The organism is Dysgonomonas sp. BGC7 (assembly GCF_001261735.1).
Classification (GTDB): domain Bacteria; phylum Bacteroidota; class Bacteroidia; order Bacteroidales; family Dysgonomonadaceae; genus Dysgonomonas.
Genome location: NZ_CVRP01000020.1, coordinates 36,444 through 53,473, shown reverse-complemented (window position 1 = coordinate 53,473; position 17,030 = coordinate 36,444). Strand labels below are relative to the sequence as shown.

16 protein-coding genes are annotated in these 17,030 nt (G+C 37.4%); 7 read left to right on the top strand and 9 right to left on the bottom strand.

Features of this window, described 5'->3' with window-relative positions; translation table 11 throughout:
* Positions 1-18: 18 nt before the first annotated feature.
* Positions 19-828, bottom strand: coding sequence for a peptidoglycan editing factor PgeF (gene pgeF / locus BGC7_RS16010; protein ID WP_050702610.1), 810 nt, complete (start codon positions 826-828; stop codon positions 19-21).
* Positions 829-917: 89 nt separating this feature from the next.
* Here pgeF and BGC7_RS16005 point away from each other — a divergent pair, with 89 nt between their 5' ends.
* Complete coding sequence (locus tag BGC7_RS16005; RefSeq protein ID WP_199318944.1) at positions 918-1,460, top strand: hypothetical protein; 543 nt, start codon at positions 918-920, stop codon at positions 1,458-1,460.
* A 59-nt stretch (positions 1,461-1,519) separates the two neighbouring features.
* Here the strand turns inward: BGC7_RS16005 and obgE are convergent, their stop codons facing one another.
* From obgE to BGC7_RS15980, 5 genes are all read right to left on the bottom strand, one after another.
* Positions 1,520-2,701, bottom strand: a complete 1,182-nt coding sequence (obgE, locus tag BGC7_RS16000; RefSeq protein WP_050702608.1) for a GTPase ObgE — start codon at positions 2,699-2,701, stop codon at positions 1,520-1,522.
* A gap of 142 nt (positions 2,702-2,843) precedes the next feature.
* Positions 2,844-3,416: an adenylate kinase gene (locus tag BGC7_RS15995; RefSeq protein ID WP_050702607.1), complete on the bottom strand. Its 573-nt coding sequence runs from the start codon at positions 3,414-3,416 to the stop codon at positions 2,844-2,846.
* Positions 3,417-3,476: 60 nt separating this feature from the next.
* Positions 3,477-4,016, bottom strand: a complete 540-nt coding sequence (gene hpt / locus BGC7_RS15990) for a hypoxanthine phosphoribosyltransferase (RefSeq protein WP_050702606.1) — start codon at positions 4,014-4,016, stop codon at positions 3,477-3,479.
* Between the two features lie 122 nt (positions 4,017-4,138).
* Complete coding sequence (locus tag BGC7_RS15985; RefSeq protein ID WP_050702605.1) at positions 4,139-6,796, bottom strand: transglutaminase-like domain-containing protein; 2,658 nt, start codon at positions 6,794-6,796, stop codon at positions 4,139-4,141.
* Between the two features lie 77 nt (positions 6,797-6,873).
* Positions 6,874-9,528 carry a putative LPS assembly protein LptD gene (locus tag BGC7_RS15980; protein ID WP_369799104.1) on the bottom strand — a complete coding sequence of 885 codons (2,655 nt, stop codon included), beginning with the start codon at positions 9,526-9,528 and terminating at the stop codon, positions 6,874-6,876.
* 310 nt (positions 9,529-9,838) lie between these two features.
* Here BGC7_RS15980 and BGC7_RS15975 point away from each other — a divergent pair, with 310 nt between their 5' ends.
* Together BGC7_RS15975 and BGC7_RS15970 are read left to right on the top strand one after the other, a co-directional pair.
* Positions 9,839-11,119, top strand: a complete 1,281-nt coding sequence (locus BGC7_RS15975; RefSeq protein ID WP_050702603.1) for a M64 family metallopeptidase — start codon at positions 9,839-9,841, stop codon at positions 11,117-11,119.
* 93 nt (positions 11,120-11,212) lie between these two features.
* Positions 11,213-11,926, top strand: coding sequence for a tetratricopeptide repeat protein (locus BGC7_RS15970; protein ID WP_050702602.1), 714 nt, complete (start codon positions 11,213-11,215; stop codon positions 11,924-11,926).
* 71 nt (positions 11,927-11,997) lie between these two features.
* On the opposite strand, the gene BGC7_RS15965 is transcribed toward BGC7_RS15970, so the two are convergent.
* The 3 genes from BGC7_RS15965 to prfB all read right to left on the bottom strand — a co-directional run bounded on the left by BGC7_RS15965 (position 11,998) and on the right by prfB (position 13,821).
* Positions 11,998-12,216 carry a (4Fe-4S)-binding protein gene (locus BGC7_RS15965; RefSeq protein WP_050702601.1) on the bottom strand — a complete coding sequence of 73 codons (219 nt, stop codon included), beginning with the start codon at positions 12,214-12,216 and terminating at the stop codon, positions 11,998-12,000.
* A gap of 33 nt (positions 12,217-12,249) precedes the next feature.
* On the bottom strand, positions 12,250-12,549 hold the full coding sequence (locus BGC7_RS15960; protein WP_050702600.1) for a GNAT family N-acetyltransferase: 300 nt from the start codon (positions 12,547-12,549) through the stop codon (positions 12,250-12,252).
* 158 nt (positions 12,550-12,707) lie between these two features.
* A protein-coding gene (gene prfB, locus BGC7_RS15955) for a peptide chain release factor 2 (protein WP_157258759.1) occupies positions 12,708-13,821 on the bottom strand; the annotation gives its coding sequence in 2 pieces (ribosomal slippage) (positions 12,708-13,757 and positions 13,759-13,821; 1,113 coding nt in all).
* Positions 13,822-13,954: 133 nt separating this feature from the next.
* Between prfB and BGC7_RS15950 the strand changes: the two genes are divergently transcribed.
* From BGC7_RS15950 to BGC7_RS15935, 4 genes are all read left to right on the top strand, one after another.
* The gene (locus BGC7_RS15950; protein ID WP_050702675.1) at positions 13,955-15,085 is read left to right on the top strand and encodes an acyltransferase family protein; all 1,131 of its coding nucleotides are present in this window, start codon (positions 13,955-13,957) and stop codon (positions 15,083-15,085) included.
* Between the two features lie 91 nt (positions 15,086-15,176).
* A complete protein-coding gene (locus BGC7_RS15945; RefSeq protein WP_050702599.1) occupies positions 15,177-15,629 on the top strand; it encodes a GNAT family N-acetyltransferase in 453 nt (150 codons plus the stop codon).
* Between the two features lie 245 nt (positions 15,630-15,874).
* Entirely contained in the window at positions 15,875-16,066 is a 192-nt protein-coding gene (rpsU, locus tag BGC7_RS15940) for a 30S ribosomal protein S21 (RefSeq protein WP_050702598.1), read from the top strand.
* Positions 16,067-16,129: 63 nt separating this feature from the next.
* The gene (locus BGC7_RS15935; protein ID WP_050702597.1) at positions 16,130-17,014 is read left to right on the top strand and encodes a tyrosine-type recombinase/integrase; all 885 of its coding nucleotides are present in this window, start codon (positions 16,130-16,132) and stop codon (positions 17,012-17,014) included.
* The last annotated feature ends 16 nt before the right edge of the window (positions 17,015-17,030 follow it).

Below are 17,030 nucleotides of genomic sequence, written 5' to 3'. Positions count from 1 at the left end.
GTACAAAAATACAAATATTTATCTTAAAATTCCACCTGTTAGCATACGTCCCGAGCGTATTGTTTGACGACGAGCCGAAAAAAACTGATCCGAATCGGCATATGTACACAATCCCGATGCCTCTATATTATGTGCAAATATTCCGCATTCGAGAAGGAGCTCTTTATTGGCTTGAGTAAGATCAAGATGCATCTTATTACTTACAGAGTTGCGTACGCCTATTGTATCTATACAGAATCCTGCTTTCTTGAATGACTCCACAACCTCATCTCCTACCTCAAAATATTTCTGAGATATACATGGAGCTATCCCTACCAGCAAATCTGTTGGGAAACTTCCAAATCTTACAGTCATTTCACTGATAGTCTTTTGTACTATTCTAACAACTGTACCTTTCCATCCTGAATGAACTGCCGCCAGAACTTCTTTTCGAGGATCATAGATTATAATAGGAACACAATCTGCTGTAGCAATACCTATACAAATATTCTTAACATTAGTGATTATTGCGTCTATACCATTTAAGCGGCTTTCCTTTTCCTCTATGGAAAGATTAACAAAGTCCTGATCTATGACGCATACACCATCCTCATGTGTCTGATAGGGGACATAAATATTTTCAGGTTTAATATTTAAAGCTATAGCCAATAAAGCTCTGTTTTCAGCAACATGTTCGCTATTATCTCCACAATATTGTCCCAAATTAAGCGAGCAGTAAGTATCTGAACTTGCTCCCCCTAAAATTGTCGTGGAGAAGTGGTCAAGACCTTTTATTGACAAGTTGCTGAATTTTAATATATTGATATCATCTTGTTGAATTACTCTCATCCCTTCAAATTGTTATAAAACGTTAATATATTAAACCCTCTATAAGACTTGTTGTCTAACGGATAACTATGTTTAATTAAATATTCATTATGAAAAAAACTTTACTACTACTATTTATTGGCCTTTTTTCGTTTGCCTTATCTGGTTATTCTCAATCTTACGATGTTGAAACTTATTACAAAGGAATAGAATCTTACAATGATTTGCACCTTACTTCCGAACAAATTGCTAAAATTCAAAAATTAAAGAGAGAGAAAGGTCCTCGTTTTGCAGCTATTGGTAGAGATAGATCATTATCAGGCTACGAAAAGGGAAGAAGAAAAAGAGAATTAGCTCTAAAATATAGGGAAGAAATGCATGCTATATTATCGGAAGGCCAAAGAACTGCATGGGAAAACAGATATGGTAAATTTTCGCCTGATTACAGCATGAAAGATACAATATCTGATGACTATGAAGCTAGACTAGATGCTTTGGAACGCAAATATGATGCGGACAAAGATGCCATCGAAGATAATCCAAGCCTAAGTAAAGAAGAAAGGAAAGCCAAAGAAAAAGCATTAAAAAATGCGTACAAAGCAGAAAAAGAACGATTGAAAGCTCAGAAAAAAGCAGCTAAAAATCAGTTTTAAAACTGAATACAAACTCTTAAAAAAATAAAAGGCATGCAAATTTGCATGCCTTTTATTTTTTATTCTTTATCGTCGTTTTCGAACTCCTCTCCTTCTTGGTAGTAGAAATCAGGATCAAATTCCTCATCCTCCTCTTCCCACTCCTCTTCTTCATAGTTATCCTCAGGAATATCTTCATCTTCTCCTTCAAACTCTACAGTTTTTATATCAAGATTGCGATGAGAAATATTGAAAGACTTCTTATATTCTCCATCTGCGTTTAATTCTCTCCACAAAAGATCTTTCAATGTCGTAATATTATACCCTGTTATAGAAGATATAAATATATGAGGTATTTCAGGTAAATCAGCCTCTAAAGCCTCCATTAGTTCATCATCCAACATATCAGCCTTAGAGATAGCTAATATACGCCGCTTGTCTAGTAATTCGGGATTGAACTGAGCCAATTCATTGAGCAATATCCGATATTCCTTATGTATGTCGTCAGCATCGGCCGGAACCATAAACAATAGGAGAGAATTGCGCTCTATATGCCGAAGGAATCTTATTCCTAAACCTTTACCTTCACTTGCCCCTTCTATAATACCGGGAATATCAGCCATTACGAACGACTTATAGTCGCGATAGCTGACAATTCCAATTTTAGGCTCAAGAGTAGTAAATGGATAATTTGCTATTTTGGGTTTAGCTGCCGACATTACAGATAACAATGTAGACTTACCTGCATTAGGAAAACCAACAAGTCCAACATCAGCCAAAACTTTCAATTCCAATATTACTCTACGTTCCTCATAAGGTTCTCCCGGTTGAGCATAACGAGGTGCCTGATTGGTCGGTGTCTTGAAGTAATTATTACCTTTTCCACCTCTTCCGCCTTTGAGAAGTATAACCTCCTGCCCGTCTTCTGTTACATCACAGAGGTATTCTCCCGTCTCAGCATCGTATGCTACAGTTCCACAAGGAACATCTATAATTTTAGACTCACCACTTCTTCCTGTGCTTAATCTACCTGTACCGCCTTCTCCATGATCGGCTAGTATATGGCGTTGAAATTTAAGATGAAGTAATGTCCACATATTGCGATTACCACGCAATATAACATCTCCTCCATTACCTCCGTCTCCACCGTCAGGTCCTCCCTTAGGTATATACTTTTCGCGACGAAAGTGTGTGGAGCCTCGTCCGCCTTTTCCCGAGCGGCAATATATTTTGACGTAATCTATAAAATTTGAATCTGCCATATCTGTCTGTTTTGGATAACGAATTTAATGCAAGGTGCGCAAATCTCTGCGTTAAAATCCTTTTGCGGTTATTATATTACTATTTAGATAACAAAGGAAGTTATAAGACGTTCTTATAACCTCCTTCTGTTTAATCCGTCTGTTATTTTACTTTATCTACAGCTTCCGCTATAAGAGCAAATATTTCGTCCACTGTACCCATTCCGTAAATAGGAGCAAGTTTTCCTGTCGTTTTATAATGTTCTTTAAGAGGTGATGTCTGGTTCTTATATACATCAAGGCGAGACTTTATTGTTTCCAGATTGTCATCTGAACGTCCCGATTGTTGTCCTCGTTTGATAAGGCGGTCTATTAACTCCGGCTCATCCACTTCGAGACTAACTACGATGGACACATCCTGACCTCTTTCTTTCAGCATCCTTTCAAGAGCTTCGCCTTGTGCTATAGTACGAGGAAAACCATCGAAGATAACGCCTGCTGCATCTTTTTTACTGTCTAATACATTTGCCAGCATGCCTATAACTACGTCATCGGGAACAAGTTGTCCTTTCGAGATATATCCTTCTGCAAGTTTACCCAGTTCGGTTCCTGCTTTCATCTCAGCACGAAGTACATCTCCAGTCGAAATGTGAGCCAGATTGTATTTCTTAATAAGGTTTTCGCTCTGAGTTCCCTTGCCTGAGCCCGGAGCTCCAAAAATGATAATATTTAACATGTTAATAAAATTACAAGATATAAACCGTAAGTTATTACAGTTTATAGCGTTTTAATATATTTAAGAGTTCTTTATCTTATAAATATCGGGCAGATTGCGTCCATAGCCGTCATAATCTAATCCATACCCTACTATAAAGTCGCTAGGTATTTCCATAGCCACATAGTCTAATTTCACATCTACTTTCAAGGCTTCCGGTTTCAACAGCATGGTAGAAACAAGTATCTCTTTTGGTTCGTCACACACTAGCTGTTCAAGCATCAAAGACATAGTGTAGCCGGTATCTACAATATCCTCAACTACAACTACAGTTCTTCCTTTTATATCTTCTTCAAGACCATATATTTCTTTGATTTTTCCACTCGAAGAAATTCCTTGATAAGAAGACATTTTAACAAAAGAGACTTCACAAGGAATTGATACTCTCTTCATCAACTCAGCGGCATAGATGAAAGATCCATTCAATACACAAATGAACAGAGGGTCTTTCTCTGCTAAATCCTTATTCATTTTCTCTGCAATGTCACCAATTGCTTTTTCGATTACCTCTTGCGTAAGAAATAGCTCAAATTCTTTATCCTTGACTTTCACCGTTTTCATAGATGATTTATAACTAAAATGTAATTAAACTACAAAAATATGATAAATAGCTCAATTATCTATTATCGCAGATCAACTTTAAACAACACAGCTTACATTTTTACAAAAAAGCACTATCTTTTCTACTTCGATTTTTTTTCGACCTCTATAGTTTTAACAAGGTCGCCCCCTATTCCTATGCGATAGCCTTGCGACGAATATAATATTCCACCATTTGTTGAAAGATAAATGATAAGTGGAAAATTATTAAAAAAATCTAATTGAAGTGATCCTGATACTGTATTAAGGAGTTTTCTATTATCATCTGTCATCCACAAAGATTGCTTAGCCAACCCTTTAAACAAAGAAGGATTGAAAGCATTACTAACTTTATCGTCAGGAATAACGAACAAAACGCCTCCACCCCACTCATCCAATGCCTGTGACACTAACGGTATATCTTGCAAAACGTGTTTAGACGGCTCTCTGTCAGGATCTAAAAAGCAAACGATCAAACCTTTCTTATTAGTCAGATCCTTTATCGTTTTCTTCATTCCTCCCTGAAGGTTGACAATAGTATTTGGATCTACAATCCCCTGTACCTGTATCCCTTGATCTACTTTTGGCAACTTTATCTCCAACGTTTTATTCTCTTTTTCTTTTATTGCAAAATAGCGATTATCTATAGTCACAGAACCATTATTAGCCCTACTACCTATCATTAGTCGGTAATATCCGGCTTCGACAGACACCTGTGCAGGCAGTGCTTTTATTTCATTCTCATAGTCTAATGTTTTAAACGCACCATTCTGGAAACGGGCAATAGTGAAATGGGTATAATATCCCGGCTTTACAATATTACCATTTGTATTCACAAACGTTATCCGAGCTTTAGGCTTATCCTCAGGTCTTCCGTTAAAATAAACATCAGTCCATAATCCGGTCTCAGCTTTCAGGTATTGAGGACGGCTGGTAACAGGATCGATACGGCTTAGTATATCCATTGAACGACAAAGAGCAATAAAAAAGATATCGCGGGAATGTTCGTCTGCTATCTTCATTTCATACACACCCTGAGGAGACATTGGACACTTAAAGTAGTTTTGATTATTATCAATCTTTATATTATCATTTACATAATCGACAACAAATTGTATATCCTCTCGAGACTTATTCACAAATTCAGATGAAATCTCTTTCTTAAAAAAGCTACGCCATGGACGAATAAGCTCTAATGCAATACGTGGAGAGAGTATATACTGTGCATACCTTTTATGAAAATCGGAAAGATTACCTGAAACAGAATCAGGAACACCAAGATGATCTGTGAGATATATTGCAGGAGTATCACGCAAATCTTTCTCTTTAAGAGATTCAAGAAAGGGAAATAAAAAAGCATTATTCTTATTTTCCTGTACGAAAGATTTTATTTCAGCCCAGTTCCCTTGTGCCTTAAATAAAACATCCCATGTCTTATCCTCATCTAATTTATTCTCCTTCGCAAATTTTCGGGCATCGGCCTCCATTATGAAAGTATTCATATAAGCGTTCCTTATAGAATCTTCATATTGCAAGCGTATTGCGTTTTCAGACATTAGCTCAGAAGACAGTTCTTGCACTTGCTGCTCTATCGGAACAGCCATAACAAGACTCTCTTCAAATTCCTCATATGGCTTATCACTCAATGTTATTATCAAATTCTCATCATCCGGCGAAGACTTGGAAAATCCGTACTCATCATCTTTGTTTGCCCATACAAAGACATCTCCTATACCTGTTACAATAGAAGCCTCTCCTTCTTCATTTGTAGTCATGGTGGCTATCGGATAAAACTCAGCATAGTTGTACACATTGAATTTTACAGAAGAGCCTTCTATTGACTTTCCTGCGTCATCAACAACCTTTACTTTAAGATTTCGTGTTTCAGTATAGTTTGGCAATAGGTTTATTACAGAATACAACTCGGTTTCCACGTTCTTTTGCTCCAAGCCGTTATATAAACCAAAAACATTGGTATGCACCATCATCGCTCTTTTTACAGGTGCTGAGAACCAAGCAACATCTAACTCTGCCTCAGGTTCACAAGCTCCAATATAATGCCACTTACCATCCACCCACACTTCTACCCATGCATGGTTATCATCAGTATGTACCCAACGGGGAGTATAGCACTGACGAGCCGGAATTCCTACCGCCCGCAAAGCAGTAGTAGTAAAAGTAGATTCCTCTCCACAACGCCCCCAGGAAGTCTTTGCAAGCGCCAATGGGGAGGATGTTCTGCCGTCTGTACCCCGATAAGTAACTTTCTCGTGACACCAATGATTAACTTCAAGTACAGCATCGTGCATTGAGAGGCCTTTTACCCGCTCTTTCAATTCGTCAAAGAATACTTGACGGGCAGTGTCAAGGTTTTCATTATTTACTCTATAGACAAGAACGAAATGACGAAATATATCATCAGGAATTTTCTTTCCCCAATCAAAATAGTCTCGGGCTTTAAATGCAGCATCGACCTGCCCCAAGAAGAAATCTCCATCATAATCGGCTAGATCGGACAAAGGCATATACGCATAAAAAAACTCCAGTGCCTCTCGTTGTTCTGAGGTAAGCTCCTTTTTTTCAAAAACAGAAAACAACTGTTCACTGCGCCCTTTAGCCAATTCTTTCCTCTTAAGGAATTGCGCATGCACCTTGTCTCTATATGTCTGATCTTTTAAGAAATGGTTATCAGAGAACCCACAGGCACTGAGAAAAAACAGGACAAACAAAAGAGGAGAGAGAAGAATATACTGTGTTTTCATAACTATAGATAAATTTAAGTTATGAAACGCAAGTTACAAGTTTTATTTATAACACAGAGTATTAAGTATATTTTAATTTAATCCCATTGAGGATCGTAAGAAGAAGAACGTCCTCTTTGCTCATATTTAAGATCCTGCAACAACGAAGAACTAGCACGCAAAGAGACGTAGTATGACTTATAAGGTCCCACAGGATTGAAACTGGCCGATATAGACCAACAGTGAAGATTACGGGTTATATTGCAACTCATATAAGCTATTTTCTTATAGTCAAAGTCATAAGTCGCATTAAAATTAAGATTCCAATTTTTAGTAGGTTGAATACTACCGTTGAAGCCGAATGTTTTAGTCAGACGACCTTTATATTCATTTTTCTTAAAATCAAACTCTCCGTATCCATAATTCATAGAAAAGTTTAATCCCAGATTCCATTTTATCTCATTTTTCACATAACCATCCTCATCGTACTGATTATCATCTTTCTTTCCATCAAACATGCTTTGACGGGTTTCTCCTTCACCGGAACCTTCCGCCGGATGCTCGCCATCCCCATCGGTTCCTTTTTCGTCTTTCTTTTTACTATCTTCATCCTTATCTCTCCCAAATAGCTTTTTAAAAGTATCCTGATTTAAAGAGGGTGAAATAGAATATCCTGTACTTTTCAGACGTCCAAAACCTCTGCCGTGCGTAATTCGCAGTTGATCTATTTTGCGGACACTTCCATCACTTCCATCATAAAGATAAGGGTCGAAGGTGGCTCCTACGTTAACTGTAAAGGATTTACTGAACTTCAGACGCATACTCACGTTAATATCGCTCCACTTCAAAGAGTCTGCCATCATATTGTGGCTAAAACCAACTCTTAGATTATCAATAAGGCTTATCTTTTTATAACCTGTGGAATCTTTTGCAGAAGGGACTTTCATCTCCAGATTATTATCGAAATCGAACGAGACCATACCCTGAGCACCTTCGGAAGGACGCCCAAACATACCTTGTTCGTACGGAGAATATACATATTCCATATCTCTTCCGTTCTGATCCTGATAATTGTAGCGTTCATAAAAACCCCATCGTGGACTACTAAAATCAGGAGCATAACTTAAAGTTATACTAGGGGTGAATACGTGTCGGATTGTTGTACTCTTAGAAAATAGTGGATTAAAAAATCCATATAATTTTGTCTGAAAACTTAATGCTGCATTAAAGTCGTACACACGACTAAATGAATAAGTTGTATCAGTTACCACATGAGCATTCCGTGACGGATCCCACGCTTTCTCTACCCTACTTGTATACCAACGTTCTGTATAATTGAATGAAGGAGTTATATTCAAATAATTAAAAGCACTAAAAGTCGCTGAAACAGGAATAGAGTGCTTCATTGCATTTTTCCAGTCTTTTTGAAGATTCGATTTAAAGAGAAGGTTTTCCTTTGTATCAATACTGTTTCTGAAATCTCCGGTATAACTCATCTGAATTTTCTCATACCAACGCTCTGCTCCCGCAGCCTCTTTTCGCTTGAAAGGCGCTATACGAGTCATTGTTACCGTTAGATTTGGTAGAGTAAGGGATATGGATGAATCCTGACTACGTTGAGCAACGTTCATTGACGCAGACAAACTCCATCCTGAATTTGGAATCTTCTGAGTCAGATTTACACTGGAACTTTTTGTATTCTGAGTACCAGCAGGGGTACCACGCAGGTTCAAATCGTTTCTATCATAAGAGCTTGTCGAAAAGTTAACGCTGGCAGACAATGTCCGAAATTGGTTTGCCTTAGGATCTTGTGAGTGGGTCCAGTTCAAACGCATGTCCTTAGCTACAGAATAGTCTATATCTTTTTCTCCGGTTTTTGTAACCAGATAGCCGGCATCAAATGACCCCGAGTACTTATATCTTTTACGATATGTAGAACGGGCATTAAGCCCCCACGAGCCTTTTGTATATATTTCGCCTGTTACAGCTAAATCAATATTGTCATTTATAGCAAAGTAATATCCTCCATCTCTAAGGTTGAAACCTCTCTCAAGTTCATCTCCATACGATGGCATAATAACTCCTGATGAATATTTATCTGAAAACGGAAAAAAAGCAAAAGGCAAACCAATTGGCAACGGCAACCCTTCTATTACAAGATAAGCAGGTCCTGTCACTACATTTTTTTTCGGTTTCACTTTAGCTTTTGTCAACGCCAGATAAAAATGGGGATGCTCGTGATCGTCACATGTTGTATATTTACCGCCAAGCATAAAGAATGAATTGTCAGGATTCTTCTTGGCATCATTTGCCACTACATAGCCTTCACCCTGAGTAGTCACAATATTTGTACTATAACCCTTTCTTGTCTTAAAATTATACTTCATTGTCTTCGACTCGTAGTCTGTACCTCCATCAGAAAACACAGGATATCCAAACTCTTTACCAACCGAATCAAGTCCAAATTTTGCAAAAACAAGGCTACTGTCCATGTTTACCGAAATTTGTTCTCCTTTTAGCTTAATGTTTGTGTAGGTAACCTCTGCCGATCCATATAAGAAACCCCAGTTACCTGCAGTGAGAACAATAGAGTCATTTGCCGTATAGTCGACAATAGCATCCAGCATATCTTTTTTCTTTACAGAATCGGATGGCAGGGAATCTGTTACCACATGTAAAGGTCTCGAAGGAGCTAGTAGAGAATCGCCTCCCGACTTAGCCGGAGGCAAAGTATCTTGCAGATGCGAATACATTATAGATGCTATATGCGCATATTGTGCACCCCAAAAGGGTACAGAGAACAATATACACAGAAAAATATATGTTAAGATGCGAACTTTTCTCATCCAGTAAGATCTCATGCTTATGTATTCGGATGCAAAGCTAATCAATTAAACATGAAAGCATAATATGAAAAATCAAAAAAAGTATAAAATTTCATAGCGTAACTATATTACTTCTTTGTACACAGACTGTTTTAAGATTGATTTTTCTTCCTTTTCTCTTTCTCATTTTATATCTTTGCCTTGTTTCCTTATTTTCATATTATAAACGAAGCTTTTCATGAAAAATTTTCTGCTATCATTATCTCTTTTTCTACTAGTTGCCGCGAATACGACAGCACAAATCTTCGATGAGTATTTCATAGATAAAACTTTACGTATAGATTATATCTTTTCGGGAGACAGAAGCAATCAGGCTGTTTCGCTCGACCAATTAAATCAACTTCCTCAATGGGCAGGACGCAGACATAATCTTTCTCAGCTTTTGAGAAAGGGCAATGGACAAATAAAGGTTATAGATAAAAGCAATGGCAATTGCATATATATGGAAGCTTTCTCTTCTTTATTTCAAGAGTGGCAAACAACTCCTGAAGCCGAAAGGGTAAACAAAAGCTTCGAAAATTCATTTTTAATTCCATATCCTAAAAAAGAGATAGAAGTAGAAATTCTATTACGAGAGGCTACAGGAAACTATAAAAGTGCAATAAAACATACTATCGATCCAAACGACATATTGATAAAAAAAATAGGATTGAACAACCTTCCCTCATATACTATCCTGCATCAAGGAGGACCTATAGATAGATGCGTAAATATCGCAATTTTAGCAGAAGGTTATACTACTAGCGAGATGAGCAAATTTAGAGAACATGCAGCTACTGCCTGCCAACAAATATTGGCTCACAATCCTTTTGGAAAGTTTAAAAACAAATTAAATTTATTTGCAATAGAAACAGTATCTCTATCATCAGGAGTAAGCGTACCACGCGAAAACATATGGAAGCAGACTGCATTCGGATCTCATTTCGACACATTCTATTCGGATAGATATCTGACCACAACAAATGTAAAAGATATACATAACTCGATAGCAGGAATCCCTTATGCACACATTATAATATTAGCTAATACCGATGTGTATGGAGGAGGTGGAATTTTCAATTCGTACACTCTCACCACTACCGGACACGAGGCGTTCAAGCCGGTAGTAGTACATGAGTTCGGACATAGCTTTGCCGGCTTAGCAGATGAGTATTATTATGAAAACGATACATTCAGTGACACCTATCCTTTCGATATAGAGCCTTGGGAGCCAAACATAACTACCCTTGTCAATTTCGACTCAAAATGGAAAGATCTATTACAGAAAGGAACTCCTATACCTACTAATACAGGCGACTCTGCAAGATATAAAACAGGAGTATATGAAGGTGCGGGATATTCCTCAAAGAGCATATACCGTCCTGCCGTTGATTGCCGAATGAAAACCAATACATGCAAAGATTTCTGTCCTGCATGCCAAAGAGCAATAGAACAGCTGATAAAATTCTATACCGAATAAAAAAAAAGACAGCTAAGATTTTATTTATAAGGATAAAACTCCTATTTTTGTCGCTGCTAATTTTGAATATAAAAATATTATAAAATAAGAACAATGTCTTCTAAAAAGAAACAAGCGGAATTGAACGAAGAAAAAGACTGGGAAAAGATTGATACTGCAGTACATGAATCCGAGCATTTCATCGAAAAATATCAAAAGCAAATATTTGCTGTCATCGGAGTTGTTGTTTTAGTCGTATGCGGATATCTTGCATTCAACCATTTCTATTTAACTCCAAAAAACGAAGAGGCACAAGCTGCAATATTCAAAGGAGAGCAATATTTCCGAACCGGACAAGATTCTTTAGCTATTTACGGAGACGGTAAAGGCTATGTAGGATTTGAAACCATTATTAGCGAATACGGATCTACAAGTGCCGGGAATCTGGCAAAATTCTACGCAGGGGTGTCTTATGCAAACCTTGGCAAATATGAACAGGCTCTTACTATGCTGAAAGATTACAGCGGTAAAGATAAAATTATAGCTCAGTCTGTAAATGGAACAATAGGCGACTGCCTTGATAACACAGGTAAAACAGAAGAAGCTCTTTCGTATTATCTAAAAGCAGCAAAAGGCGTAGACAATGCTGTTCAAAGTCCTATCTTCTACAAGAAAGCAGGTCTTATCTACAGAGACCAGGCTAATTACGATAAAGTAATAGAGGTCTTCTCTACTATAAAAAATCAATATATGGGCTCACCTCTGGCTATGGAGGCTGACAAATACATTGATGAAGCAAACTTGCTAAAATCAGGATCTGGTAAATAAACCAAATTTAAAAATAAAAAAAGTACGGGTGTTGCTAACGTTAGCAACACCCGTACTTTTTTTGAGACAATTCATTTTTCGTCAATTCGGTAACTCAAAGCTCCTGAGGGACAATTTGAGATCTGAGCAATCAATTCCTCTACGGTTGCATTATCGGGCTTCACCCATGGCCTTTCTTTAGGATTATATACCAAAGGCAGCATCTTCACACACACTCCGGCATGTTGACATAGCCCCGGTCTCCATACAATAGTGAGCTCACCTTTTGTATATTCTACAATCTTTTCCATACTTTATTTATTGTTTAGTTGATCCGATCTATATTACGAGATATTTATCCCACGCATTACAATGCGCCTCCATTCGGGATGCTTCTTTATATATCCTGCAATAAAAGGACACAGTGGAACAAGCCTTAAGCCTTTTCTTTCTATATCGTCTAACACTTTCTCGGCCAACTGTGAACCTATTCCCTGCCCTTCCAATGCTATAGGGACTTCGGTATGCGTTAGATAAATCTCACCATTATTTGTTTTTATATATTCTATTCGAGGCAGATATTTCCCTACATGAAATTCATATTGATTTTCAATCTCATTTTCTATCAATTCATAATTTTCCATAGTTTCTTGTTTTAGTTGTATCTTTTAAATTAAAACATATGCATGCTAATTTTGTTTACAACAATCTCTTAGACGAATACAAAAAAAAGAAAGAGACATTCTTTTCAGAACACCTCTTATCTTATATTTTTACTTTCAACGGACAATAAGAGTCGGTGTTAAGCCTCTCCCCCAAATTCCATTAAATAAGCCTTTATAAAATCATCCAAATCACCATCCATCACAGCATTCACGTTCGATGTCTGATAATTGGTACGATGATCTTTTACCCGACGATCATCAAACACATAGCTACGAATCTGAGAACCCCATTCTATCTTTTTCTTTCCGGCTTCGACCTTCGACTGTTCACGACTACGCCTCTCCAACTCCATTTCGTACAACTGAGACTTGAGCAAGCGTATAGCATTGTCTTTGTTACCAAACTGAGAACGACTTTCTGTATTTTCTATTACAATCTCCTTGTCTTCTCCGGTTTCGGGATCTTTATATTTGTAGTGCAGACGAACTCCGGTTTCTACTTTATTTACATTCTGACCTCCGGCTCCACTCGAGCGGAATGTATCCCAAGTGATGTCTGACAGATTCACGTCTATCTCGATAGTATCATCGACCAACGGTACTACGAAGACAGATGCAAATGAAGTCATCCGCTTGCCTTGCGCATTGTAAGGAGACACCCTCACCAATCGGTGCACGCCGTTTTCAGATTTCAGATAACCATACGCATAATCCCCTTCCACCTGAAGTGTGGCGGTTTTTATACCGGCCTCATCTCCATCCTGCCAGTTGGTAATCGTTGTCTTATATCCTTTCGATTCGCACCAATGCTGATACATCCTGAACAACATCGAAGCCCAGTCTTGCCCTTCTGTACCTCCTGCCCCACTATTAATCTTAAGGACTGCTCCTAGCTTATCCTCTTCGCGGCGAAGCATATTCTTTAATTCCAGATTTTCTATCAGCCCTAATGCATTCGAATAAGCACTATCAACTTCCTCTTCAGTAGTAACTCCTTCTTTCTGGAAATCGAAAGCTAACTGCAACTCATCCGCAGCATCTTTTACTTCAGCATAGCCCTCTATCCACCCTTTAAGACCTTTTATTATTTTCATCTGAACCTCTGCGACCTTAGCATCGTCCCAAAAGCCGGGAGCATGAGTTCTCAACTCCTCTTCTTCTAATTGTATTTTTTTCGCATCGACGTCAAAGATGCCTCCTCAACGCGTTCTCGCGCTCCAACACTTCTTTCAGTTGGTCTGCTGTAATCATATGTTACCTTTTAAGTTAATGAATATACATTTCAATGCGCAAATTTATAAAAAAAGGAGCAAAGTACAGCAGAGTCAACCGAACTGAAAAAAAATACTTATTTTCGCTGTTTCTAAAAACAGAAATTTACCCTATGTTCCAAGCACAGATACAAAAAACTGTATTTGCAGATTCTAAGCCTCACTACAATATCCTCGACGGATTGCGTGGAGTCGCAGCTATTACCGTTGTGTGTTTTCACATATTCGAAGCTTTTGCAACCAGTCATCTAGACCAAAATATCAATCATGGCTATTTAGCTGTCGACTTTTTCTTTATTCTATCCGGCTTCGTTGTCGGTTATGCCTACGACGACCGTTGGGGAAGAATGAAAACAAAAGATTTCATAAAGCGCAGAATTATACGCCTACACCCTATGGTTGTTATGGGTGCAATTATAGGAGCAATAATGTTTTACTTTCAAGGTTGCTCTGTATGGGATGTATCCGTAATCCCTGTCACAGCTTTACTGATTGCAACATTCCTCAATATGCTATTGATTCCGGCTACTACAGGAAACGAGATCAGGGGTGTTGGAGAAATGTTTCCACTGAATGGGCCAAGCTGGTCTTTATTCTTTGAATATATAGGTAACATCCTCTATGCCTTGTTCATTCGCAGACTATCCACTAAGGCTCTCGCAACACTTGTTTTCATTACCGGATGTGGACTAGCAGCATTTGCTACGTTAGGCCCCTTAGGAGACATATGCGTAGGATTTTCTTTGACGGGAACAGAATTTACCGGAGGATCTTTACGCTTGATGTTTTCTTTCTCTGCCGGACTACTCCTCTCTCGTATTTTCAAGCCGACTAATATAAAGGGAGCCTTTTGGATCTGTAGTATAATTATTGTAGCTTTATTAGCTGTACCACGCATAGGTGGAGCTGAGCATTTATGGATGAATGGAATTTATGATACACTATGCTGTATTTTATTTTTTCCAATTTTAGTTTATCTTGGTGCTTCAGGGAAAAGCACAGACAAATACACAACTAGAATATGTAATTTCTTAGGAGATATTTCTTACCCTCTGTATATGGTACATTATCCTTTTATCTATCTATATTACGCATGGGTAAAAAATGAAAATCTTACTTTTCAGGAATCACTGCCCGGAGCTGCAGCTGTATTAATAGGATGTATTATCCTTGCCTATATCTGCTTAAAGCTTTATGACATACCAATGAGAAAGTTTTTAACAAGAAGATTTCTAAAACAATAGAATAAAACATGATATCGATTCCATATAAGAGTCTTTTGTCAATATTTTTTAATAATATACCTTTGTGCGATTTTTTTTGAATAGTCTATATATGAATAAAGAAATAAAATGGGAAGTGAGCAAATTCGAAGAACTCACAAAAGATCAACTATACGAAATATTACACCTACGTTGCAAAATTTTTGTAGTAGAACAAAATGCTCCATATCTTGATATGGACTACAAAGACCAAAAAGCTCTACACTTACATGGATACACAGATGGCAAACTTGTGGCCTATTGCCGAATCTTCAAAGCAGGCGATTATTTCACCGAAGCTTGCATAGGTCGGGTAATAGTAGATAAAGAGTATCGCAAATACGGATATGGTCACGAAATGATGAAAAAAGCAATAGAATTAGAGTCTTCCATATTCGGAGAAACGAAAATCACTTTATCAGCTCAGTTCTATTTAAAGAAATTCTACGAATCGCATGGATTTAAACAAACAAGCGACACTTATCTGGAAGATGGACTTCCCCATATTCAAATGAAAAGAGATTAGAAAACTAAAAAAAGACTTGGATATAAAGATATTAAATCATAAATTTGCAGCCCGAAAACAGAGAGGAGGTTTAATGATCTTTTGAACGAAAATATTAGCAACAAGTTAATACAACGCTAACAAGGCGGTGTTCAGGGGATTTTTATACTAAAAAAACAAGAAACTGACGAAAACGAACAATGTACAAAAGAGCAATGCTCACAAAAAAAAGAATAAATAAAAAACAAATAAAATAAAAGTCAATTATGATTATCGTACCATTAAAAGAAGGCGAAAACATTGAGAAAGCGCTAAAAAAATTTAAAAGAAAATACGAAAAAACAGGTGTAGTAAAAGAACTAAGAAGACGTCAGGAATTCCGCAAACCGTCTGTAGTTAAGAGAGAGCAAAGACTACATGCTGTGTATGTAGAAAAAATGCATCGCACAGAAGAATAACAATACATATTGTCTTTTCGCATAAAATTATTAACTTCGTCATTCAAGAAGTGATTATAAAGAATGATGCTGTTAATAGAGAAATATATAAAGTATCTCCGTTATGAAAAGAATTACTCTTTACATACGGAGATTTCTTATTCTAACGACTTACGCCAGTTTCATGATTTTATAGGAAGTCATTTCTCTGATGTCGAAATAAAAACTATTGACAGCGACATTATACGAATGTGGATAGTCTCTTTGATGGAAGAAAAGAACTCTCCACGCTCAGTCAACCGTAAGCTTAGTACTCTCAAGTCATTCTTCAAATACCTGCTGCGCATAGGAGAAGCAACAACAAACCCTGCAAAAAAAATAGTAGGACCAAAAACCTCCAAACCAATACCGGTATTTGTAAGCGATAAAGACATAGAAAAAATACTGGATGAAGATACGCCTGACGATTTTGAGCACATCCGTAACAAGATAATTACAGAATTATTTTATACTACAGGAATAAGACGTGCAGAATTGATCGGACTAAAGAATACAGATATTGATTTTTATTCAAGAACAATATTAGTAACAGGCAAACGAAACAAACAGCGAATAATACCCCTTAGTGATAACATGATAAATTCTCTTCATACATATTTAGAGATACGGGACAAAAGCACATCCGAACAATCAGAACATCTATTCGTTAGAGAGAACGGACAACCACTATACCCTATGTTGGCACATCGTATTATTAGCGAAAAACTTGGACAAATAACAACGTTATCCAAAACTAGTCCGCATATACTACGTCACACTTTCGCAACAAGCATGCTCAATAATGGGGCAGATATAAATGCTGTAAAAGAACTGCTCGGACATTCCAGTCTTGCAGCAACAGAAATATACACACACACTTCATTTGAAGAACTAAAGAAAATTTATAACAAAGCTCATCCCAGAGCTTAACAAAAAAGGAGGATTA

Excerpts from the sequence above, each read along its gene's own strand:
- BGC7_RS15980 (WP_369799104.1), bottom strand. The coding sequence starts at position 9,528 with ATGTATTCGCATCTGCAAGATACTTTGCCTCCGGCTAAGTCGGGAGGC.
- rpsU (WP_050702598.1), top strand. The coding sequence starts at position 15,875 with ATGATTATCGTACCATTAAAAGAAGGCGAAAACATTGAGAAAGCGCTA.
- BGC7_RS15975 (WP_050702603.1), top strand. The coding sequence starts at position 9,839 with ATGAAAAATTTTCTGCTATCATTATCTCTTTTTCTACTAGTTGCCGCG.
- BGC7_RS15935 (WP_050702597.1), top strand. The coding sequence starts at position 16,130 with ATGATGCTGTTAATAGAGAAATATATAAAGTATCTCCGTTATGAAAAG.
- BGC7_RS15970 (WP_050702602.1), top strand. The coding sequence starts at position 11,213 with ATGTCTTCTAAAAAGAAACAAGCGGAATTGAACGAAGAAAAAGACTGG.
- BGC7_RS15995 (WP_050702607.1), bottom strand. The coding sequence starts at position 3,416 with ATGTTAAATATTATCATTTTTGGAGCTCCGGGCTCAGGCAAGGGAACT.
- BGC7_RS15960 (WP_050702600.1), bottom strand. The coding sequence starts at position 12,549 with ATGGAAAATTATGAATTGATAGAAAATGAGATTGAAAATCAATATGAA.
- BGC7_RS15985 (WP_050702605.1), bottom strand. The coding sequence starts at position 6,796 with ATGAAAACACAGTATATTCTTCTCTCTCCTCTTTTGTTTGTCCTGTTT.
- BGC7_RS15950 (WP_050702675.1), top strand. The coding sequence starts at position 13,955 with ATGTTCCAAGCACAGATACAAAAAACTGTATTTGCAGATTCTAAGCCT.
- BGC7_RS16005 (WP_199318944.1), top strand. The coding sequence starts at position 918 with ATGAAAAAAACTTTACTACTACTATTTATTGGCCTTTTTTCGTTTGCC.
- hpt (WP_050702606.1), bottom strand. The coding sequence starts at position 4,016 with ATGAAAACGGTGAAAGTCAAGGATAAAGAATTTGAGCTATTTCTTACG.
- BGC7_RS15945 (WP_050702599.1), top strand. The coding sequence starts at position 15,177 with ATGAATAAAGAAATAAAATGGGAAGTGAGCAAATTCGAAGAACTCACA.
- obgE (WP_050702608.1), bottom strand. The coding sequence starts at position 2,701 with ATGGCAGATTCAAATTTTATAGATTACGTCAAAATATATTGCCGCTCG.
- pgeF (WP_050702610.1), bottom strand. The coding sequence starts at position 828 with ATGAGAGTAATTCAACAAGATGATATCAATATATTAAAATTCAGCAAC.
- BGC7_RS15965 (WP_050702601.1), bottom strand. The coding sequence starts at position 12,216 with ATGGAAAAGATTGTAGAATATACAAAAGGTGAGCTCACTATTGTATGG.